The sequence below is a fragment of the Paenibacillus rhizoplanae genome (assembly GCF_042684125.1).
Classification (GTDB): Bacteria; Bacillota; Bacilli; order Paenibacillales; family Paenibacillaceae; genus Paenibacillus_AQ; species Paenibacillus_AQ rhizoplanae.
On record NZ_JBHUKY010000031.1, the window covers coordinates 83,630 to 103,876 of the forward strand.

Annotated in this window: 18 protein-coding genes and 1 riboswitch; of the genes, 9 read left to right on the forward strand and 9 right to left on the reverse strand. The window is 55.3% G+C overall.

Annotation, left to right across the window (positions count from 1 at the left end; genetic code table 11):
- Positions 1–50: 50 nt before the first annotated feature.
- Positions 51–443, reverse strand: a complete 393-nt coding sequence (gene gcvH, locus ACFSX3_RS17835) for a glycine cleavage system protein GcvH (protein WP_209988724.1) — start codon at positions 441–443, stop codon at positions 51–53.
- Between the two features lie 184 nt (positions 444–627).
- Positions 628–725: riboswitch (glycine riboswitch) on the forward strand.
- A gap of 184 nt (positions 726–909) precedes the next feature.
- Between gcvH and gcvT the strand changes: the two genes are divergently transcribed.
- From gcvT to gcvPB, 3 genes are read left to right on the forward strand one after another with little or no spacing between them, the layout of a single operon-like run.
- Positions 910–2,034, forward strand: a complete 1,125-nt coding sequence (gene gcvT, locus ACFSX3_RS17840) for a glycine cleavage system aminomethyltransferase GcvT (RefSeq protein ID WP_209988727.1) — start codon at positions 910–912, stop codon at positions 2,032–2,034.
- The gene (gene gcvPA, locus ACFSX3_RS17845) at positions 2,031–3,383 is read left to right on the forward strand and encodes an aminomethyl-transferring glycine dehydrogenase subunit GcvPA (RefSeq protein ID WP_209988731.1); all 1,353 of its coding nucleotides are present in this window, start codon (positions 2,031–2,033) and stop codon (positions 3,381–3,383) included. Before gcvT ends, gcvPA begins: the two co-directional genes overlap by 4 nt.
- Positions 3,380–4,840: an aminomethyl-transferring glycine dehydrogenase subunit GcvPB gene (gene gcvPB, locus ACFSX3_RS17850; protein WP_209988734.1), complete on the forward strand. Its 1,461-nt coding sequence runs from the start codon at positions 3,380–3,382 to the stop codon at positions 4,838–4,840. Before gcvPA ends, gcvPB begins: the two co-directional genes overlap by 4 nt.
- 208 nt (positions 4,841–5,048) lie before the next feature.
- Here gcvPB and ACFSX3_RS17855 read toward each other — a convergent pair whose 3' ends face one another.
- Positions 5,049–5,822, reverse strand: a complete 774-nt coding sequence (locus ACFSX3_RS17855) for a LuxR C-terminal-related transcriptional regulator (RefSeq protein ID WP_209988738.1) — start codon at positions 5,820–5,822, stop codon at positions 5,049–5,051.
- Positions 5,823–6,031: 209 nt separating this feature from the next.
- Between ACFSX3_RS17855 and ACFSX3_RS17860 the strand changes: the two genes are divergently transcribed.
- From ACFSX3_RS17860 to ACFSX3_RS17875, 4 genes are all read left to right on the forward strand, one after another.
- The gene (locus tag ACFSX3_RS17860; RefSeq protein WP_209988741.1) at positions 6,032–6,382 is read left to right on the forward strand and encodes a hypothetical protein; all 351 of its coding nucleotides are present in this window, start codon (positions 6,032–6,034) and stop codon (positions 6,380–6,382) included.
- Between the two features lie 176 nt (positions 6,383–6,558).
- A complete protein-coding gene (locus tag ACFSX3_RS17865; protein WP_379258560.1) occupies positions 6,559–7,608 on the forward strand; it encodes an ABC transporter ATP-binding protein in 1,050 nt (349 codons plus the stop codon).
- Complete coding sequence (locus tag ACFSX3_RS17870) at positions 7,586–8,395, forward strand: ABC transporter permease (RefSeq protein WP_379313096.1); 810 nt, start codon at positions 7,586–7,588, stop codon at positions 8,393–8,395. Before ACFSX3_RS17865 ends, ACFSX3_RS17870 begins: the two co-directional genes overlap by 23 nt.
- Before the next feature lie 19 nt (positions 8,396–8,414).
- A complete protein-coding gene (locus tag ACFSX3_RS17875) occupies positions 8,415–9,212 on the forward strand; it encodes an ABC transporter permease (protein ID WP_209868346.1) in 798 nt (265 codons plus the stop codon).
- A 19-nt stretch (positions 9,213–9,231) separates the two neighbouring features.
- Here the strand turns inward: ACFSX3_RS17875 and ACFSX3_RS17880 are convergent, their stop codons facing one another.
- The 5 genes from ACFSX3_RS17880 to ACFSX3_RS17900 all read right to left on the reverse strand — a co-directional run bounded on the left by ACFSX3_RS17880 (position 9,232) and on the right by ACFSX3_RS17900 (position 13,962).
- A complete protein-coding gene (locus ACFSX3_RS17880; protein WP_209988743.1) occupies positions 9,232–10,050 on the reverse strand; it encodes a hypothetical protein in 819 nt (272 codons plus the stop codon).
- 209 nt (positions 10,051–10,259) lie between these two features.
- Positions 10,260–10,583: an L-rhamnose mutarotase gene (locus tag ACFSX3_RS17885; RefSeq protein ID WP_209988750.1), complete on the reverse strand. Its 324-nt coding sequence runs from the start codon at positions 10,581–10,583 to the stop codon at positions 10,260–10,262.
- Positions 10,584–10,691: 108 nt separating this feature from the next.
- On the reverse strand, positions 10,692–11,852 hold the full coding sequence (locus ACFSX3_RS17890; RefSeq protein ID WP_339220665.1) for an ABC transporter permease: 1,161 nt from the start codon (positions 11,850–11,852) through the stop codon (positions 10,692–10,694).
- On the reverse strand, positions 11,845–13,011 hold the full coding sequence (locus ACFSX3_RS17895; RefSeq protein WP_209988752.1) for an ABC transporter permease: 1,167 nt from the start codon (positions 13,009–13,011) through the stop codon (positions 11,845–11,847). The genes ACFSX3_RS17890 and ACFSX3_RS17895 overlap by 8 nt, the downstream gene beginning before the upstream one ends.
- Positions 13,012–13,026: 15 nt before the next feature.
- On the reverse strand, positions 13,027–13,962 hold the full coding sequence (locus ACFSX3_RS17900) for an ABC transporter ATP-binding protein (protein WP_209988754.1): 936 nt from the start codon (positions 13,960–13,962) through the stop codon (positions 13,027–13,029).
- Between the two features lie 196 nt (positions 13,963–14,158).
- Between ACFSX3_RS17900 and ACFSX3_RS17905 the strand changes: the two genes are divergently transcribed.
- Both ACFSX3_RS17905 and ACFSX3_RS17910 read left to right on the forward strand, forming a co-directional pair.
- Positions 14,159–15,322, forward strand: coding sequence for a sensor histidine kinase (locus tag ACFSX3_RS17905; RefSeq protein WP_209988761.1), 1,164 nt, complete (start codon positions 14,159–14,161; stop codon positions 15,320–15,322).
- Between the two features lie 205 nt (positions 15,323–15,527).
- On the forward strand, positions 15,528–16,190 hold the full coding sequence (locus ACFSX3_RS17910) for a response regulator transcription factor (RefSeq protein WP_209988764.1): 663 nt from the start codon (positions 15,528–15,530) through the stop codon (positions 16,188–16,190).
- A gap of 926 nt (positions 16,191–17,116) precedes the next feature.
- Here the strand turns inward: ACFSX3_RS17910 and ACFSX3_RS17915 are convergent.
- Both ACFSX3_RS17915 and ACFSX3_RS17920 read right to left on the reverse strand, forming a co-directional pair.
- Entirely contained in the window at positions 17,117–18,439 is a 1,323-nt protein-coding gene (locus ACFSX3_RS17915) for a PDZ domain-containing protein (RefSeq protein ID WP_209988766.1), read from the reverse strand.
- A gap of 83 nt (positions 18,440–18,522) precedes the next feature.
- Positions 18,523–19,989, reverse strand: coding sequence for a S41 family peptidase (locus ACFSX3_RS17920; RefSeq protein WP_209988768.1), 1,467 nt, complete (start codon positions 19,987–19,989; stop codon positions 18,523–18,525).
- Positions 19,990–20,247: the final 258 nt, after the last annotated feature.

A 20,247-nucleotide genomic window follows, 5' to 3' on the forward strand; every position in this document is an offset into this window, starting at 1 on the left:
TAAAGAGAAGTCTGTCGTATTAATAGCCGTTTTTGCAAATACACTAACTTTTATTCCCCAACCAGTTCCTTGTACGCAGCCGCATCCAACAGACCGGTTACTGCCTCAGCGAACTCTACATCCAGCTCCAGCTCAAAAATCCAACCGTCTCCGTAAGGCTGATCATTGATCAGCTCCGGGCTGGCCTCCAGCGCATCGTTGATCTTGGTCACCTTACCGGAGACGGGTGAATATAGCTCTGATACCGTCTTCACGGACTCGATACTGCCCACGCTGTCACCAGCGGAGATCGCCGCGCCGACTTCCGGGAATTCTACAAACACGATATCGCCGAGCAGATGCTGCGCATGATCCGTAATCCCTACACGTACTACGCGTCCCTCGCCCTGCTGCGCCCACTCATGCTCTTCGCTGTATAGCAGGTTGTCCAGCACTTCACTCATTTCCAAGCCGCCTCTTTTCCGTAATTGGAGTTCTAAATTTAGTTATAGCCTAAGTTATCAGCTTGCCTAATGTCAATATAACTGACAGTAAAATTAAATTTGTCAACTTTTTGACGTTTTTTGATTGACAGGGCGAAGGGTTACCCGGTTTAATGGAGTCAGTAGAATAACATATGGTTTGCGAATGATGGCATAGGGAGAGACTGTCTCACAGGAAGACAGCGCCGAAGGAGTAAGCCCGGGATGGGTGAATCTCTCAGGCAAAAGGACCTTTGCCGGACGCATCTCTGGAGAGCATCCGGGTGCCTGCGCCGCAGGCTTCACGGATCACCAACGGGGAAACTTGCGCTGTACGGCAGGGTAACTCTCAGGTACCAAGGACAGAGCGAAAGTCCATTTATGCATACGTGCATAATGGCTTTCGCCTGTCCTTTTTCGTATGTAATCAGACCAAGGGAGTGACAAGATGGAGTCTTTGAGAAGAACGCCTTTTTATGACCTCTATGCCGCTTATGCGGAGTCCAGATGTATTGATTTCGGCGGCTGGGAGCTGCCGGTGCAGTTCACAGGCATTGTGAAGGAGCATGAAGCCGTCCGTGAACGGGCCGGACTGTTCGATGTCTCCCACATGGGGGAATTCATGGTTACCGGGAGCGGCGCTGAAGCCTTCCTCCAGAGAATGACCACCAATGATGTCACACGCCTGGAAGACGGCGCAGCGCAGTACACCCTGATGCTCTACCCAAGCGGCGGAGTGGTGGACGATCTGCTGGTATACCAGCTGGGCGAGGAGCGTTACATGCTTGTCGTCAATGCGTCCAACATCGACAAGGACTTTCAGTGGCTGCAGGAGCATCTCACCGCTGAGTTCAGCGGGGTCAATCTGAAGAACATTTCCGATGAGACTCTGCTGCTCGCCTTGCAGGGACCGCTGGCGGAGACGATTCTGGCCAAGGTCACGCAGGTGCCACTGACGGAGCTTAAGCCGTTCCACTTCATCGAACACGCGGAAGTCTGCGGCGTCACCGTCCTGCTCTCCCGTACCGGATATACCGGCGAAGACGGCTTCGAGCTGTATGCTCCCGCAGATACAGCAGCAGCACTCTGGAACGGTCTGCTGGCTGCGGGCGCTCCGCATGGCCTGACTCCTGCCGGACTCGGCGCACGCGATACGCTGCGCTTCGAGGCCAAGCTGCCGCTGTACGGCCAGGAGCTGTCAGCGGACATCACTCCCCTTGAAGCCGGTGTCCAGTTCTTCGTGAAGCTGGATGCAGGGGATTTCATCGGCCGCGATGCCCTGCTGAAGCAGAAGGAAGCCGGTCTGCCCCGGCGTCTTGTGGGCCTGGAGATGATCGACCGCGGCATTCCCCGCTCCCACTATCCCGTGTACGCGGACGGCGTGAAGATCGGTGAAGTAACGACTGGCACCCAGTCCCCGACCCTGAAGCGGAACCTCGGACTTGCTCTGCTGGACGCTGCCTATACGGAGCTTGGCACAGAGGTGTACGTGGAGATTCGCGGCAAGCAGCTCAAGGCTGCCGTCATCAAAGCCCCATTCTACAAAAGAAGCCAAGGAGTGAAGCCGCAATGAAGCACCGCTATCTGCCTATGACTGAGCAAGACCGCACAGAAATGATGGAAACCGTAGGTATCCAGTCCATCGATGAGCTGTTCGCCGATATTCCGCAGTCTGTCCGCTACCAGGGAACAATGCCGATGTCAGGCGCCTTGGACGAATACGCACTGCTTCGCCATATGAAGGGCCTGGCTCACAAGAATGCCGACTTCGATACCCACACCAGCTTCCTGGGCGCCGGACTGTACGACCACCACGTTCCGGTCGTCATCAACCATGTGATTTCCCGTTCAGAATTCTATACTGCCTACACTCCTTACCAGCCGGAGATCAGCCAGGGGGAGCTTCAGGCGATTTTTGAATTCCAATCCTATATCTGTGAGCTGACCGGCATGAAGGTTGCCAATGCCAGTATGTATGACGGCGCAACCGCCTTCTCCGAAGCGGCTGTGCTGGCCGCAGGCGCCACCAAACGCAAGAAACTGATTGTCTCCCGTACAGTTCACCCGGAAGCGCGTCAGGTGCTGCGTACCTCCGCCAACGCCTGGGGTCTGCAAATTGTAGAGATTGACTATGCTGACGGGGTAACGGATCTCGCCAAGCTGGCCGAAGCCATCGACAGCGATACCGCTGCCGTTCTGGTTCAGTCCCCCAACTTCTTCGGCGGGATTGAGGATCTGCGCGGGATCGAACCGCTGATCCATGCGGTTAAGGGACTGCTTGTCGTCAGCGCGAATCCCATTGCACTTGGCGTATTGGAGTCTCCCGGACGGCTTGGCGCAGACATCGTTGTCGGCGACGCGCAGCCGCTGGGAATTGCCGCTTCGCTCGGCGGTCCGACCTGCGGATTCTTCGCCGTTGCCGAGCCGCTCATGCGCCGGATGCCGGGCCGGATCGTCGGCCAGACGGTTGACCGGAATGGCAAGCGCGGCTTCGTGCTGACGCTGCAAGCCCGCGAACAGCATATCCGCCGTGAGAAGGCGACCTCGAATATCTGCTCCAATCAGGCGCTCTTGGCGCTGTGCGCTTCCGTCTACTTGTCCGTGATGGGCAAGGAGGGCATGCGCGAGGTTGGTGAGTTGAACATCCGCAAGAGCCACTATGCCGCTGGGCGGCTGGCTGAAATCACTGGCGCAGAGCGCGTCTTCACTGCCCCGTTCTTCAATGAATTCGTCCTGAAGCTCCCGGAGGGCAGCAGTGTGAGTGCGGTTAACTCCAAGCTGCTGAAGGAAGGCTATCTGGGCGGTTATGACTTAAGCCGGGATTATCCCGAGCTGGCCGGACATATGCTGGTTGCCGTAACGGAGAAACGAAGCAAGACCGAAATTGACGAATTCGCAAGCGCACTGGAGGGCTGTGTATGAAACCGGAACAAAGTCTGATTTTTGAATTAAGCCGTCCAGGCCGCTCTGCCTACTCCCTGCCTCTGTGTGATGTGCCGCAGGACGAGGGGCTTGACTCACTCATTCCTGAAGGGCTGCTGCGCAGTGAGCCGGTAGTACTGCCGGAGGTATCCGAGGTGGATGTGATCCGCCACTATACCGCCCTGTCCCGCCGCAACTTCGGAGTTGATAACGGCTTCTATCCGCTCGGCTCCTGCACGATGAAATACAATCCCAAGATCAACGAGGATGTCGCCCGCTTCCCGGGACTCTCCAAGATCCACCCGTATCAGCCGGAAGAGAGCATCCAGGGTGCGCTTGAACTGATGTACACGCTGCAAAAGGATCTCGCCGCCCTGACCGGCATGGATGCCGTATCCCTGCAGCCCGCTGCCGGCGCCCACGGCGAGTGGACCGGCCTGATGATGATCCGCGCCTACCATGAGAGCCGCGGCGAAGTCCGCTCCAAGGTAATCGTGCCCGATTCCTCGCACGGCACCAACCCGGCCAGTGCCGCCGCAGCCGGTCTCGACACCGTGACCATCCCCTCCAATGACAAGGGAATGGTGGACCTCGAAGCACTGAAGGCCGCTGTCGGCAGCGACACCGCCGCGCTGATGCTGACGAACCCGAGTACCCTCGGACTCTTCGAGACGCAGATCGTCGAGATCGCCGCGATTGTCCATGAAGCGGGCGGCCTGCTCTATTATGACGGAGCGAACTCCAACGCGATTATGGGCATCACCCGCCCGGGCGATATGGGCTTCGATGTGGTGCATCTCAATCTGCACAAGACGATGAGTACGCCGCATGGCGGCGGAGGTCCGGGAGCCGGACCAGTCGGTGTAAAGGCGAAGCTGATCCCGTTCCTGCCGCAGCCTACTGTGGCACAGAACGAAGACGGCAGCTTCACGCTGGACTGCGGCGGGCCGGAATCGATCGGCCGCGTCAAAGCCTTTTACGGCAACTTCGGGATTCTCGTCCGTGCTTATGCGTATATACGCACCTACGGTCCTGACGGTCTGCGTGAAGTCTCCGAGAACGCTGTGCTGAACGCCAACTATATGATGCACCGGCTGGCTCCTTACTTCGAGATTCCCTTCCCGGGCATCTGCAAGCATGAATTCGTCATGTCCGGTAAGAACCTTAAGCAATACGGTGTACGTACCCTTGATGTAGCCAAACGACTGCTCGACTTCGGCTATCATCCGCCAACCGTCTACTTCCCGCTGACGGTAGAGGAATGTATGATGATTGAACCGACCGAGACCGAGAGCAAAGAGACGCTCGATGGCTTCATTGAGACGATGATCCGAATCGTTAAGGAAGCCGAGGAGACGCCGGAGATTGTCATTAACGCACCGCATACGACTGAAATCAGCCGCCTGGATGAGACACAGGCCGCGCGTAAGCCGGTACTGAACTGCTCCTGCGGTTAACTTTTGCCAGAGAAGCCAGGCTTCTACGTCACACAAGTGGAAACGGCTTTGCCGTCCTTTTAAAGGACGGTACCGTTTCGGCGAGAACTAGAAGGATAATTTGTAGCGTGTAACATATAGATTCTTATATTTTCAAATAGCCGGGTCAGGGATACATTCGTATCGCTGCCCGGCTATTTTGTATGTACCCGGAAGCGGATTCTCCCGGCTAAGGCGTAAGGCGCTTCACGAACTGGAAACGGTCGTTCACCCGCATTTTACTATAGATACTCTTCAGCATATTGCGCACGGTGCCTTCACTGATGCCCAGATCGCTCCCGATGTGCAGCGCGCTCTTCTCCATCAGCCACAGCCTCGCTACCTCCTGTTCCCGCGCAGTCAGTTTATATTCCTGCAACGTGGCCTCAAGCCGGTACTGCTGCATCTCCGGGTTCTTCTCCATCCACTTCTCCATGATATTCTCGGCAATCTGCTGCACGAAGGGAATGGCGAATTCAATAGGCTCTCCTCTATTAAAAGAAATATCAACATACCCGTAAACGTTATCATCATACTGCAGCGGAGCACATACACAGTTCCAGTCCCGGAAGGTCTGATCCGTATGCTCCGTTCCCCGCACCACCCCGATGCAGTTCATCTCCATCGCCAGCGATACGGCATTCATTCCCGCCTGTTGCCTGCTTAAGCTAACCCCCGGACGCAGCTCCGCCTGCTCCATCTCCGCCTGCGTATCCGAAGAAGAATAGACCAGCTCCAGAATGGTCCCCGCCTTGTCCGTCAGGAATACCACATATGGAATGGAGAGCAGCTGGCTTAATTTGTTCATTTCACTGCGTATCGAAGAAATCATAGCCCGATGATAGATATGCTCCCTGGATTCTTCGGAAGAACCCGCCACGGACATTCCGCTCTGGACATCAACTTGAGGTGCATCGAGCGGCCGGAAGGCTTCAAGCTCGCTTGCTTCTAAATCCCCAGGCATACTCCATGCTCTTGATTGATTAAAGATTCTCACAAACGATCCCTCCATATTTACCAATTCCTACATCATCAATTTTAAAAGAAAGCATTATAACATACAATTACGGAATAATGAACATTCAGTATTGGATCTGTAAATCTCCGCGTTAGCGCTGTAAAATGTAGAAATCTGTTCATCTTATATTTCTACAAAAAACCAGGAGGTTCGACATGCTTCGCATCGGCTATTTATCGTCTGCCCTCAATCTGGCTACCGCCATGGTATCCTTCCTGCGCTTCGGCAGTAATAATGCCCTGTTCATCATGGCCAGCTATACCCTCTTAACCCTTGCGGGATACCGGCTGCTGCAGAATAAAAGGACGCTGCATCTGATCCCGCTGCTCACCTTCAGCTGTTCATTCCTCTTATACAACGTGACCTATGTATTGTTGAAGCAGATTAACCTCGTAGACCTGTATGCTGTAGACTGGAGACTTGAGGTTCAGCTGGCGCTTCCCCTGCTGGTAGGGTTCGCCGTCCAGACTCTCCTTAAGCGGAGCGGTAAATCCCGGTTGGTGTAGGCTATCCGGGGTTGCCGCTTTTTTTTGCAAAATCGACCTAATCTGATAGTTTTCGACATCGGCTCAGTGATATATTTACTCTTACGTCTTTCAGATCGCTGAGGATTCAGAAATCTTCTCCGCAGGCATCTGCGGCAACGCTTTCAAAGTAATGAACAGGAGGGTTAAGCTTGAGTATGATTAAAGCCAAAGGACTGAGCAAGTCCTTTATGCAGGCAGTGAAGGAGCCCGGCCTTAAGGGAGCGGTGAAGCATCTGTTCCTGCCCCGGCATATTGAGAAGGTGGCGGTCAAGCCGCTGGATCTGAGGATTGAAGCGGGGGAGACGGTGGCCTACGTGGGACCGAATGGTGCCGGTAAATCGACCACCATCAAGATGCTGACCGGCATTCTGATGCCTTCCTCCGGGAGTATCTCGGTGAACGGAATCAACCCGTACCGCAAAAGAATGGAAAACGCCGCCCAGATCGGCGCAGTTTTCGGGCAGCGCACCCAGCTGTGGTGGGATATTCCGATTGCCGAGTCCTTCTCGCTGCTGAAGGATATCTATCAGATTCCGGATGCCCTCTACAGGAAGAACATGGACTTGTTCACCGAAATGCTCGGGATGAGCGAATTCATTCACCTGTCCGCGCGGAAGCTCTCGCTGGGTCAGCGCATGCGTGCCGATCTGGCCGCAGCCCTGCTGCATAATCCGCCGATTCTGTATCTCGATGAGCCGACGATTGGCCTTGATGTATCTGTGAAGGAGAAGATCCGCGGGTTCATTAAGCAGATCAACCAGGAGCAGCAGACGACCGTGATGCTGACGACCCATGATTTGGGCGACATCGAGGACCTGTGCAAGCGGCTGGTCATTATCGATCACGGTGCGATTATTTATGACGGTACGCTGAGCGAGGTCAAGGCCCGTTTTGCCAAAAACCGTGTGATCTTCTTCCAGGTACGCTCCCCCATGCCGGAATTGTACGAGCTGCTGGAGCAGAGCCCCGGGCTGAAGCTTACGCAGCAGAGCAGCCAGGAGTTCTCGGTCACTTTTGACCGGTATGAGTATACCGCCAGTGAAGTGGTTAGCCGGGTGATGAAGCATGGGGAGGTGCTCGATTTCCGCATGGAGGATACCCACATTGAGCAGGTCATTAAGGCTGTCTATGACGGCCATCTGGATCTGAACGAGCACCGGGGAGCAAGGGGGCAGGAGCCGAATGATGACAGCAGCCGGGCTTAACAAATACAGAAGCATTGCCAACCGCTCCCTGCAGAATGTGATGGCCTACCGGAACTCCTACATCATTAATTTGCTCGCAAACTCAATTAATCTGGTCGCGATCTTCTTCCTCTGGCAGGGAATCTATGGCGGGCGCGAGGCGGTGGGCGGCTACTCCTGGGATCAGATGAAGACCTATCTGCTGGTGACGTTCCTGGCCAATTCCGTCTTATCCTGGTATTCCGAGACCGCTATCTCCGGCAAAATCCTGGACGGCAGCGTCGCCATGGACCTGCTGAAGCCGATTGATTTCCAGACGGCCCGATTCGCCGAGACCTTGGGTGCGAGCCTGCTGGAGGGGGCGATGAGTACGGTTCTGCTGATCGTATTCGCCACCTTCCTTACCGGAGTGACCTTCCCCCACTCGCCGATCGTCTATCTGCTGTTTGCGGTCAGTCTGCTCTGCGCGGTTCTGGTCAAATTCGGCGTGGTCTATCTGGCGGCTCTGTTATGCTTCTGGTCGACAGGGTCACTGGGGATTGTCTGGACGCGGATTGCGCTTACCAACCTGCTGTCGGGCGCGCTGGTGCCGCTGGCCTTTTTCCCGGACTGGCTGGAAAAGCTGGCACTGCTGCTGCCCTTCCAGGCCATCATTCATACGCCGACGATGATCTTTTTGCAACAGGCAGATACGTTGGAGAGCCTAAGGCTGATCGGGATTCAGCTCTTTTGGGGGGCAGCGCTCTGGATGGCAGGCAAAGCCATGTGGAACTGGGCGGTCCGCCAGGTGACCATTCATGGAGGCTAAGGCTGAAGGAGGACGCAGAATGAAAATATCGCAAATGCTCTATCTCTATAGAAGGCTGTATGTGCAGCAGCTTAAGGCGATTCTGGAGTATAACAAAGACTTTTACATCCTGATGTGCTCGGCGGCATTGACGCAGGTGCTGGGATTTGTATTCCTGTGGGTGATCTATGACCGGATTCCGGATATTCAGGGCTGGCAGTTCTGGGAGGTTACCTTCATGTACGCTATGATCTTCCTGACAGAGGGGGCGGGTTCGCTGTTCTTCGAGGGCAGCTGGCGGCTGGGCAGGCTGGTTAACACGGGTGAACTGGACCGTTATCTGCTGCGGCCGGTGCCGGTGGTTCTTCAGGTGTTCTGCACGGGGATTGGGATTAACGGTCTCGGCAATCTGCTCATCGGCGGGGTGATTATCTGGCAGTCGCTTGTGCACAGCCCTATCCACTGGACTGCGGGCAAGGCCGCCATTCTTATCCTGCTGTTCGTCACTGCGGTCATTATCCGGGTATCGATTAATCTCATGGGTAACTCGGCGGCCTTCTGGATTCGCAATGCCGGGAATGCGTTCCCGCTGATGGTGCATAATCTGTCCGATCTGGCCAAATACCCGATTACCCTATTTCCGCAGGCGATCCGCATATTCATCTCTACAGTGCTGCCCTATGCGTTCATCAGTTTCTACCCGGCAACCTATATCTTCGGCAAAAGCGGCTGGTCCGGCTGGTGGCTCCTCGCCCCTGTCGCGGCAATCGGAAGCGCGGCTGCGGCTTACGGGGTCTTCCGTTACGGGTTGTCCCGGTATGAGAGTACGGGGAACTGAATGTTAGTTTAAATCACCTCTAACGCGCGATAAATAGCCGCTTCTCCAGATCCAAATCGTACACCCGTGGCTTCAGCTCCGGGTCAGTCCCGGCACCCTCAGGCGAGTGCACCACCAACTGTTCGTTCTGGTTGGCCGGGAACGGCGGCAGCTCTGAGTAGACCAGTGTATCGTGTACGATTCCCCCCTGCTTGAAGGATAAGGGAAATACTTCTCCGTTCGCTTTATCCATAGCAAAGGCGTAAGCAACTAATCCATGCCCAGACTTGTATTGGGGAGCAAGCAAATACACTTCTGCATCCTTGAAGCGGACTGTATCGAACTCAAGGACCTGGTCTGATGGGCGTACAAACAAAAAGGCGGGCAGCTTAAGCAAGACCTGATCCTGATCCCCCGCCCGGTACATGATGGAGTAATCGGCCTGATACGTCGGCTCCCCTTCGAGACCGTAATTGCTGGATGCCTCCAGATGTCCCCGCTCCTCGGAGCTGCTTGCGATCATCACCAGCTCGCCTTGCCCTGCTGCACTCCTCGCGCGGACGGTTCCCGCAGCATTAACGGAATCGGCAATTACCAGGTTGGCGGGAGCCTCTGGCTGGACCGGACTCGATAGGCCTGCTGTAGTTGCCGGAACCACTGCGGATGCAGTTTCTGAGGCTGTGGGTGAAGCGGTTGTTGCCGATGGAGACGCAGAAGCTGATGCTATGGCAGACGGAGTCGTTTCTGCCGCCGGAGTAACTGTGCCGGATACACCTTGGCTGCTGCACCCCAGCAGCAGGCTAAGCGACAGGACCGTGCCTGCCGCCAGTGTTGTAGCTGTAGATCGGATTGGACTCATTCCCCTCTAATCGTTTTTTGAGTACAACCCATTATATAAGATTATCACGGTCCACAAATTTAGAGATTGTCTTATTTTCTTTAAAAAATAGTCACCGGTACATGCCCTTGAGCAGCAGCGGCGTGACCGTCCTAATAACAATGAATTATTCAGCTCACTTCAAACAATTCTCTCCAGTATAGCTCCAATAAACATTCCTGTAAGCCAGCCTACTTCAGATAAAAGACTTCACGCAGCGGCACCATCGGAACCGCATCGTTGAAATCAAAGGAGCCCTCGACCATCTTCGAGGTGATGGCATTCCAGCGGTTGCAGGCCTCACTCCCGGCGATGTAGGCGAACGCAGCTTCCGTATCATCACATTCAAAGCAATAGAAGAACTGGTTGCCGTTCTGAAAAATCGAATAATTGCGGATGCCCGCTTTGCTGTGCTCCTCCAGAATCTCCGGCCACGGGTCCAGATGCATCTGTACGTATTCCTCTAGGTTTTCCTCTTTCACCTTCCAGGTCCAAGCCAGCTTGTTGCTGCCCATCCTTGCATCCCCCTGTCATTTATTGCTTTGATTCGATCATATCACATAATCATGTCATTTGAATATGTCCGATTTAGACATTAGAGCCAGCAAGAATACGCTTCGATCTCAGGTGCTGATTCCCGCTTCATTCGGACGGAGAATGGCAGAACCAATCGCCAGTAGAACGGCAGCCATCAGGCCCAGGATCGCAAACGGCAGCCACAGCTCATTCCAGCCGCCGCCGGTTGCGGCAATGTCCACCGCCTGTATCGCCCATTTCTGCGGTGTAAAGTTGGCCAGCTTCTGCATATATTCCGGCATGATGGAGATGGGCCAGAAGCAGCCGCCCAGCATGCAGGTCGGTGTAAGGATCAGCGAATTCAGCATCCCCGCATTACGCGGATTGCGGATCAGGCCTGCAACGGTGCTGGCGATGCCCATCGACACCAGCATGAAGGCCGCCAGAACCAGAAAATAGAGAAAGAGCGGCATCTCATAATCGTAGCGGAGCACCCATTTGCCCAGCACCAGCACGATAAGGATCTGAATCATTCCTACAAGAAAGCTGCCCAGGAAGTTGCCAAGCGCAATTTCATAAGACCGGACCGGAGCGCTGAACATGCGCATCATGGTACGTCCTCTGCGGTCATCCGTGATCTGGGAGACGGAGCTGGTCACCAGTGCCATCAGGAACATAAGCGTCATCCCTGTAACTACGCCCAGGGTCTGCCGCGGATAGAGATCATAATCGGTACGGGTGCTGCCCACGTTGTGCTGCTCCGACTGCTTCAGCACAGCAGCGAGCTGCGCCTGCATATCGCCTGTTCCTCCGCTGGCGGCAGCAACGGTACGTGCTGCTTCGGCAATTTGCGCGGCAGTGGCGGTGATCTTCAGCTTCATCATGATTGAGCTTTCACTTGCCCGAAGCTCATAGATGCTGATCTGCAGCGGGTCCCCCGCCATTAAGGCGGCAGTGTATCCGGCAGGAATGAACACCCCCACCGTTCCCTCCTGCTTAATTGTCGCTTCCTTCAAAGCGGCCTCATCTCTGCGCGGCTCGAACTTATATTCTCCGGCCTGCTCCAGCTCCGTAATCAAATGTCTGCCGGCTGCCCCCGTATCCGAGTTGGCATATAGCACAGTTGCCGGCCCCTCCCCCATCCCTCCGGTAAGCGAGATAATCGCTGCCACCACTACGCCGGGAAGCAGAATGAATACCATAAGCCCCCTGAAGGTGCCAATGCTTCGTCTAATCATATTCCAGGCAATAATTAATATTTTATCCACGGTAACCCACCTTCCGGTATGAGACAATCACTGCTGCGAACAATGCCGCGCTGATGAAGCACATCACCCACAGATTCGGCAAAAGCTGCTCCAGACCGGAATGCAGCATCATCCGGATGACTGCCTGCTGCACCCAATGGTTAAGCGTGAATGCACCTGCACTGTTCACCCATGAATCAGGAAGCGGCGCCATCCCGCCGCTGACGAAGGTCATTACTACAGTCAGGACACTAATGATATTCGTAGCCGTCGCCGAGGTCCGGCTGAAGAGGCAGATCAGTACGCCCAGCGTCATTGAGGCGGCAATCATCAGCAGACAGAACAGCAGCAGCAGTCCCGGGCGGTTGCCCCAGTAGACGCCGAACAGCCAGTCAGTCATCAGAATAATCGTGAGACATTGCAGGATGCTGACCAGACCTACGCCGAGCATTTTGCCGATGAACAGATGACTGTCTTTTACCGGCATGGAATGGATTCTGAACAGCGTATGGTTCTCCTTATCGTTAAAAAGCGAGGCTGTCACGGTCAACCCGCTGTACATCAGGAACATCAGCAGCATGGACGCCGCATAGAACTGGGCCGCCGAGTAGGTCTTTCCGCCATTGTTCAGATCTCCCAGCACCACCCCCGGCTTACTGGCAGTTGCCGGAGTCACTGTAAGAGCCTGTGGTCCAAGGGTAACGGCTGCCGCCTGCTTATAATTCAGCTCCATCAGCAGATTGTCGAAGGCGGTTCCGGCCACCCGGTTATCATCATGGCTCCTGCCCAGAATGAACTCCAGGCTCGCCTTCTTGCCGCTCTGCACCTCCTGGTCAAAGTCCGTAGGAACAATCACCCCATAGGCATATTTACCGGTACGCAGCCCGCTCTCTGCCGCTCCACGGCTCTCCGTCTGGACAGGAATAATAAGTCCCTTCACCTCAGGTGTCTCCAGAAAGGCCGTAAGGATAGCAGATGCCTCTGCCCCTCCGCCTCCGTTATTCACAATAGCTACACGCACAGGCTTTATCTCCTCTGCCCCCTGAACCCCGACCACCCCGGAGAGCGAAGCGCCCAAGAGGAAGATCAGCACCAGCGGCAACAGGAACATATTAAGCAGCAATGTGCGTGAACGGAGCTGTCTGCGCAGCTCAAACCCCATAATGATCCAGATATTCACACCTATCCCCCCTCTCTAGTCCCGCAAGGTCCGGCCGGTCAGACTAAGGAACAAGGTCTCCAGATCCGGCTCTTCAATATTCAGGGAGGCAATGACCCCTTCGTGCTTGGAGAAAATAAACAGAATATCCTGGAGCGCACTTTGCGAGGAGGGAAGATACAGCTCTATCGCTTCCTGCACAGCCTCTACCCGGTTGATCCGGGGATGCTGCCCCAGCTCGTTCACTAAGGCCGGGGTGATGCCCGCTGCCTTCACAACGATTTTCTCCTCGTGGGCCACCCGTTCGCGCAGCTCGTTCTCCGTACCGCAGGCAATGATATGCCCCTGGTCCATAATGGCCACCCGGTCACAGATCGCAGCTACCTCCTCCATATAATGGCTGGTGTAGATCACCGACGACCCCATCTTATTCAAAGCCTTCACGGATTCCAGAATATGATTGCGCGACTGCGGATCAATGCCGACTGTGGGTTCATCCATGATAATCAGGCGCGGCCGGTGCATGATGGCACAGGCGATATTCAGCCGTCTTTTCATCCCTCCCGAGAAGGTGGACGGTTTATCCTTCGCCCGGTCGCTTAGGCCGGTGAACTCCAGCGCTTCTTGGGTCCGCTCCTTCAGCAGTTGTCCGCGCAGCCCATAGAGTCTGCCGAAAAAGCTCACATTATCGGTTGCCGTCATATTCTCGTATAACGCCAGCTCCTGGGGCACAAGCCCGATTCGCTTCTTCACCTCAAGCGGCCGCTCCCGTACGGACAGCCCGTCGATGATAATATCGCCGCTGTCGGCTTGAAGCAGCCCGCAGATCATGCTGATGGTCGTGCTTTTCCCGGCACCGTTCGGGCCCAGCAGGCCGAAAATCTCACCCTCCTGTATATTGAAATTCACGTGATCCACAATCAGCTTACCGTCATATCTCTTCACAACATCGCTCAGTACTGCTAGTGCCATTGCCGATGCCCCCTGTTCCTTCATTCTCGTATTCTTATTGTACAGTAGGGGCGGACACAGCCGAAGGTACTAAAGGTCATGATCCAGAGGTGACGAAAGTCATCTCCTGAAGAGCAGCGCTCTTATGCTAAGATGGATATACCTGAGAAGAATGTTGAAGAATAAGAGATATTTTAATCTAAAAGGATGAACTTACTTGACCAGAGAACTGATACTGCTGCGCTACGGTTTGCTTATAATCCCGGCGATCCTCTCGATTCAAGTCTATGAATTCGCCGACTATGACTGGTTCACTCTGCATTTCATGCTGCTGATGCTGCTGGTCACACTGGGTGCAAGGGCATCCAGATCTCTCGCCGCACTGACCGGAGGCATGGAGCTGGCCCTCACTGCCTGGCTTTGTTATGAATACGGGCCGCTGATGGTTTTTCCGGCCTTGTCTGCGGTGATCTCCTATACCCGGCGGCAGCCCAAGAATACGGCCCTTACCTTCTTCTGTATTCATCTGGCCCTGCTGAATGCCGCCCTGCTTCATGCGGCTCCGGCTGTGCTTGTGTTCACTAACCTTACCTTCCTGCTGTGTGCCGGCTTAAATCTGCTGCTGCTCCGGGCAGGGCGCGGGCGTGCCGATACTTTATTTCTCTATGATGAGCTGCGCAAAAAGCATTTCGAGCTGGAAGAGGCCCGCGCAAGGCTACTCCAGTTCACCACGCAAATAGAGGGGGCTGCGCAGGCAGAAGAACGTGTGCGGATCGCCCGCCAGCTGCATGATGATATCGGCCACCGGCTGATCCGGGTCAAGATGATGACTGAAGCGGCCATCCACACCCTCCCTGCCGCACCGGAAACGGGACTGCAGATGATGAACCAGATCCGGGACCAGCTCTCGGGCAGTATGGACGATATGCGTGCGGCGCTGAAGCGGATTAACCATACTCCCCAGCTTGAAGGAGCCTATGCGCTGGACCGGCTGCTGGAGGAAGTGGGCCGCGATACCGGCATTGCCACCTCCTATACGGTGCAGGGAATTCCTTATCCGCTCTATCCGAGCCTTCAGGTTGTGCTGTACACCAATGCCCGGGAGGCCATCACCAATGCGCTGCGGCACGGGCAGGCCGGCTCCGTTTGGGTGGAGGTCACCTATGCGGAGCATGAGGTGCGGATGGAGACCGGCAATAACGGGAAGCTGCCCGAAGCAGACACGCTGGGCCGTCTTCCCGGCAGCAGCGGGATGGGCCTGAAGGGCATGAGCGAGCGCTGCGCCATGGTCGGCGGGACACTGGAGCTGCGGCTGGAGCCGCAGTTCACGGTCATCACCCGGCTGCCGGTGTATCGGCAGCCGGAGGGAGTGCCGCGCTGAGTGGGGGGTGAGGTGTGGGGCAGATTGGGAACAATTAAGTGTTGTTTGTCCAACTGTTGTCCCCAGCGAGGCCACTCGTTGATCAGCAAGTGTTCAAAATCCAACTAAGAGATGGGGCCAACCGGGGAGATCATACACTACACACGCATTAACTTAGCCTGGGACGGGCAGCGGGAGTATATTCACAGATAAGAGGTGCTGAACCATGATTAGAGTATTGATTGTTGACGACGATTCTTTTATCCGCGAGAGCCTGAAGGTATTGATCGGGCTGGATGCCGGTATCGAGGTCGCCGGAACCGCAGGGGATGGCCGGGAGGCCCTCACCTTGCTGGGGGAGCTGCCCGGCGGAGCGGATGTTGTACTCATGGACATCCGTATGCCGGGATGTGACGGAGTGGAAGGTACAAGGCTGATCAAAGAAGCTTATCCATCCGCAGCCGTCCTGATGCTGACGACCTTCGATGATGACGAGTATATTATTGAGGCTCTGCGCGCCGGAGCCAGCGGATATCTGCTCAAGAACATCCCACCGGACCGGATTATTCAAGGCATCAAGACCGTACATGAGGGCAATATGCTCATTCATCCCGAGATCGCCCGCAAGCTGGCGGGCTTCCTCCAGCCCTCCGCGCGTCAGGAAGCTCCAGAGGCTCAGCCGCTTGCTTCCTATGGCCTGACCAAGTCCGAGCGGGCAGTAGTCACCTCCATTGCAGAGGGACTCACCAACAAGGAAATCGCCGCCAAGCTGTTCCTGAGCGAAGGCACCGTCAAAAACTATATTACCGACATCCTCAGCAAGCTCGGCGTACGCGACCGCACACAGATTGCGATTCTGTATCTGAAGAGTACACAGGGGAACCATTGAGCCGCGGGCTGGCGATATCCAAGGCGAGCAAGTGGAAACGGCTTTGCTGTCCTTTTAAAGGACGGTACCGTTTCAGCGAGAAATAGAAGGATAATTTATAGCGTGAAGCCTATAAATTCTATATTTGAACAAAATCATCCTAACAGGTGATAGACGCTGGCCTTTTACCTGTACCTCTAGCTCATGTACCTTTGCGGCCGCTCATGCATTCGGTTTTCCTTCCACATACATTCGGCCCGTATGCCTTTTTGGTCACACATTGTAGTCCGTTTTCGCATACGTTCTGAAGTACTTCTTCCTTTCATGGTGGTGCTCCGCCTATCTCTCGCCAATTCTGAGAATTTCCTCTTACGGACCGCTTGTATGGATCGCATTGTTGCACATTTTGCAGGATTCTTCTAAAAATGTTACGGGTTGCAGTAAATTGTTGCATCATTTGCAGGAATTCCTGTGCTTAGTGCAACTTTGCGCTGGATTTGTTGCATTTCATGCAGGATTTCAGCAAAGGCCGCTTCTATTGGGCAGTTTTCCTGCACTTCTTGCAGGATTTCTTTAAAATGTTACGGGCTGCGGAGCATGGGGCCCCTCCCTCTTCGCAGCAGCACCGATTGTATTCGGATTTCCGCATACATTTGTCCACTTATCCTAGCAGCGACACATTATGTTCGGTTTTGCACATACATTTAGCCCATGTGCTTCCCTGATGCCCATTGTGTTCGGTTTTTCGAGTTCATTGCCACATATGGGGTAGCGGCTGCCGATTGTATTCGGTTTTCCACATACATTCCAGTTACCGTACACCACTCCCTTAACAACTATAAATTTAAAAGGCCCGTCCCCCCTGAACTTAGTTCAGAAAGAACGGACCTCTTTAACCTTCCGCGCCAACAGCCGCTGTGGGAACCCACTACGTTGATAATCTACCGTCAGACGCCGGCAGATTCCTGCTTGGCCTCTGCTGGCGGCGTCTTCTTCGCCCGGCCCAGCCGATCCGCCTGCACTCCCCGCTGCCGGGTGCCTGTCCGCATCCCGATGATGCTGAAGATGCTGGACGGCTTCGCCTCTGCGGTGATGCCCCCGTCCGGGTCCGGCACCAGAATGATGCCGAGCTGGTGATGGTCCCCGGCATAGAGCGCACGCTGCAGATACTTGCTCTCGCCCTCGCGGTTCTGTACCTCCAGCTTGCAGAACGCAGAGTTCATGCGCAGCGCCTCATGCAGCTGCGCCGCGCTGGTCAACAGGACCCCGTTGACCTTCAGCAAGATCTCGCCGGGCAGGATGCCCAGCTCCTGCGCGGGGCTGCCCTGCAGCACGGCCAGCACCTTGCGGCCGGCCGGGGGATGCACGAAGACGGGGCTAAGGCTGCGCTCCTCCAGAGCGCTGTACCAGCTTAACCCTTCGTGCAGCAGAAGTGCCGCGAGCGCCGCGACGACCGTCAGCGGGCTCCATAGGTCCGCAAGCAGGCTTAAGCCGAGCAGGACGGCGCTGTAGACCAGCAGCCGTCCGAACGTACGGGCCGCCTTGCGTCCGGGCAGCATGCCCTGGGTCATCTCGCTGAAGCCGATGATGACCGGCAGCGAGACCAGGCCGAGGCCCCCGCCCAGCAGCGGATGCCACGGCAGCTCACCGATTCCCGTGCCTGCGGGAATCAGCACGAACAGCGGCAGCGGCCAGAAGGCCTGCAGCTGATAGCCGCCCACCACTTTGCCGCGCTTGCCGGCAAGGAACAGCGGCGTCGCCAGCCGGGGCCCCTGCCAGCGCGCCAGCAGCGCTTCGGCCACGTGGAGCAGCGCGGCAAGCGCCAGCAGCGCCGGGATGTCCATCTCCCGCACGGCAGCGGCAACCGTTCCGGCGGCTCCGCTCTGCAGCGTCTCCGGGAAGAACGACAGTACAAACTGCACAATTCCAAGCGTCCCTATGGCATACGCAAAGCATAAGTAACGCACCCGAAACAGCATTAAGACAAGGCTGACCACCCAAATACAGGCAACAGCCGTATAGGTCACCGAAACTCCCAGTGCAACTGCGGCAAGGGAGACCACCAGCCCCATGACTCCACCGGTCCACACAGTCCGCCAGGTTTCCGGTCCCCAGCTATGCAGCTTCACATGAATAAGCTTCCGCTCGAGGGCTACCTGTCTGCGGTAATATAGGGCAATAAATAGAATAGCGATATAGTAATAGGGCTGAATCAGCAGATGTAGGACTGCTGTGCCTAAGCTGGTCAGCAGCTCCGGGAGTACATTCAACGGTTCGCACACTCCTTTTCATAGCCTAGAGGACATCATATTTTATCCTTTAAAAGAAAAAAAGAAGGCTAGAATCAGCCTTCTTACTTTTTCGACGCTGCAGCCTTGATTTCCTTCTGAATTTCTTCGATCCCCTTATTCCGCTGATTGTCGTTCACCGGATCTTGGATGACCTTGATCAGCGCCAGCTCCAGCGCTTCCGCGGTCTTGGTATCAATCGAGCCTGTCGTCTTCAGCTTGGCTGCGCTCTGGAATTTCTTGACCGCTTCTTTGGTCCCGGCATCGAAGTACCCGTCCTTGCGGCCCGGCTTATAGCCTAGCCCATCCAGCATAGTCTGCGCACTTTTGACATCTGCATTGTTCATATTATATTGCAGCGTAACGCTCTTGTTAATCGGCGCCACCGAGAAGTAATCCGGCTGGGCTACGGCGATATCCGGCTTAATGCCTTTACCGTGAATCCAGGTGCCGTCTGGCGTCAGCCACTTGGCAATCGTAATCTTCAGCAGGCTTCCGTCACCGAGCTGCTCCTCGAAGCTGGTCTGCACGGTTCCTTTACCGAATGAATTCTCTCCGATCAGCTTGGCTCCGGCAGATTGCTGCAGGGCTCCGGCCATGATCTCCGAAGCGCTCGCGCTGCCTTTGTTCATCAGCACGACTACCGGATACTTCTTGCTAGATCCCTTCGAAGTGCTGACCTCGCGCTGCTTGTTCTTGTCCTCCACCTGTACGATGGATTTGCCCTTCGGTACGAACTGCTCGACCATCTCAATGACAACCGGCAGCACACCGCCCGGGTCATTACGGACATCAATAACGAGTCCCTTCATGCCTTGCTTCTCCAGCTTCATCAGCTCTTCCTTGAACCGCTCCGAGGTGTTCTGCGAGAATTGCGTAACCTCGATGACACCGACATGGTCCTTCTCCATCTTCGCATAGACCGTTTCCAGTCTGACATCATCACGGGTGATGACGAATTGCAGCGGCTCTGCTGTTCCGGTCCGTTGGACCTTCAGGGTCGCCTTGCTTCCCTTGGGACCGCGGATTTTGGCTACAGCCGCATTCAGCTCCAGTCCTTCCAGCGATTCACCGTTAACAGAGAGGATCACATCCTTGGCCTGAATGCCGGCTTTCTCTGCCGGTGAGCCCTTGATAGGGGAGACTACAACGACCTTGCCGTTATCGGAGGAGACCTCAGCGCCAATCCCCGAGAAGGAGCCTTCGATGCTCTCCTCGAACCGTTGTGCCGTCTCCTTGCCCATGTAGTTGGAATACGGGTCGCCCAGCGCTTCCATCATTCCGTTGACCGCACCGTCAATCAGCTTCTCCCGGTCCACCTTCTCATAATAATTGCCCTCGATCAGGCTAAGAGCGGTACCCAGTTTCTTCGATTCCTTCTCCTGTAGTCCGGCAGTCTGCAGGACCGTTGCCAGCCCTTCACCTGCGGCTTGTCCGAATACCTGCACATAACCGGTCACGCCCAGGGTCAGCAGACTGCCGCACAGCAGTGCCGCGACGATCATAAAGGCCGCAGTGCTTTTCTTTAACATGATGTTCCCACCGTCCCTTCTTGTCCATCTTAACACCAGCATGGGCCCGTTCCATGAGAAACGGCATCTCTTCCAGTATATGCCGCAGCACGAAAATATATTTATTTTATAAATTGAACCGATTATTTTTATGTTTTGGGATTGGCCGTGACTCCAGAGAAGTTTTGGACTTCCAGCCGCTGTTGTCTGCAGATTTCATGATTCATCCCGTTTTTAACGGTTGAAATCCGCAGACTGCTGTTGCTTACGAAGTGAGCT

Excerpts from the sequence above, each read along its gene's own strand:
- ACFSX3_RS17910 (WP_209988764.1), top strand. The coding sequence starts at position 15,528 with ATGATTAGAGTATTGATTGTTGACGACGATTCTTTTATCCGCGAGAGC.
- gcvT (WP_209988727.1), top strand. The coding sequence starts at position 910 with ATGGAGTCTTTGAGAAGAACGCCTTTTTATGACCTCTATGCCGCTTAT.
- ACFSX3_RS17865 (WP_379258560.1), top strand. The coding sequence starts at position 6,559 with ATGATTAAAGCCAAAGGACTGAGCAAGTCCTTTATGCAGGCAGTGAAG.
- gcvPA (WP_209988731.1), top strand. The coding sequence starts at position 2,031 with ATGAAGCACCGCTATCTGCCTATGACTGAGCAAGACCGCACAGAAATG.
- ACFSX3_RS17855 (WP_209988738.1), bottom strand. The coding sequence starts at position 5,822 with ATGCCTGGGGATTTAGAAGCAAGCGAGCTTGAAGCCTTCCGGCCGCTC.
- ACFSX3_RS17885 (WP_209988750.1), bottom strand. The coding sequence starts at position 10,583 with ATGGGCAGCAACAAGCTGGCTTGGACCTGGAAGGTGAAAGAGGAAAAC.
- ACFSX3_RS17880 (WP_209988743.1), bottom strand. The coding sequence starts at position 10,050 with ATGAGTCCAATCCGATCTACAGCTACAACACTGGCGGCAGGCACGGTC.
- ACFSX3_RS17920 (WP_209988768.1), bottom strand. The coding sequence starts at position 19,989 with ATGTTAAAGAAAAGCACTGCGGCCTTTATGATCGTCGCGGCACTGCTG.
- ACFSX3_RS17875 (WP_209868346.1), top strand. The coding sequence starts at position 8,415 with ATGAAAATATCGCAAATGCTCTATCTCTATAGAAGGCTGTATGTGCAG.
- gcvH (WP_209988724.1), bottom strand. The coding sequence starts at position 443 with ATGAGTGAAGTGCTGGACAACCTGCTATACAGCGAAGAGCATGAGTGG.
- ACFSX3_RS17870 (WP_379313096.1), top strand. The coding sequence starts at position 7,586 with ATGATGACAGCAGCCGGGCTTAACAAATACAGAAGCATTGCCAACCGC.
- ACFSX3_RS17860 (WP_209988741.1), top strand. The coding sequence starts at position 6,032 with ATGCTTCGCATCGGCTATTTATCGTCTGCCCTCAATCTGGCTACCGCC.
- ACFSX3_RS17900 (WP_209988754.1), bottom strand. The coding sequence starts at position 13,962 with ATGGCACTAGCAGTACTGAGCGATGTTGTGAAGAGATATGACGGTAAG.
- gcvPB (WP_209988734.1), top strand. The coding sequence starts at position 3,380 with ATGAAACCGGAACAAAGTCTGATTTTTGAATTAAGCCGTCCAGGCCGC.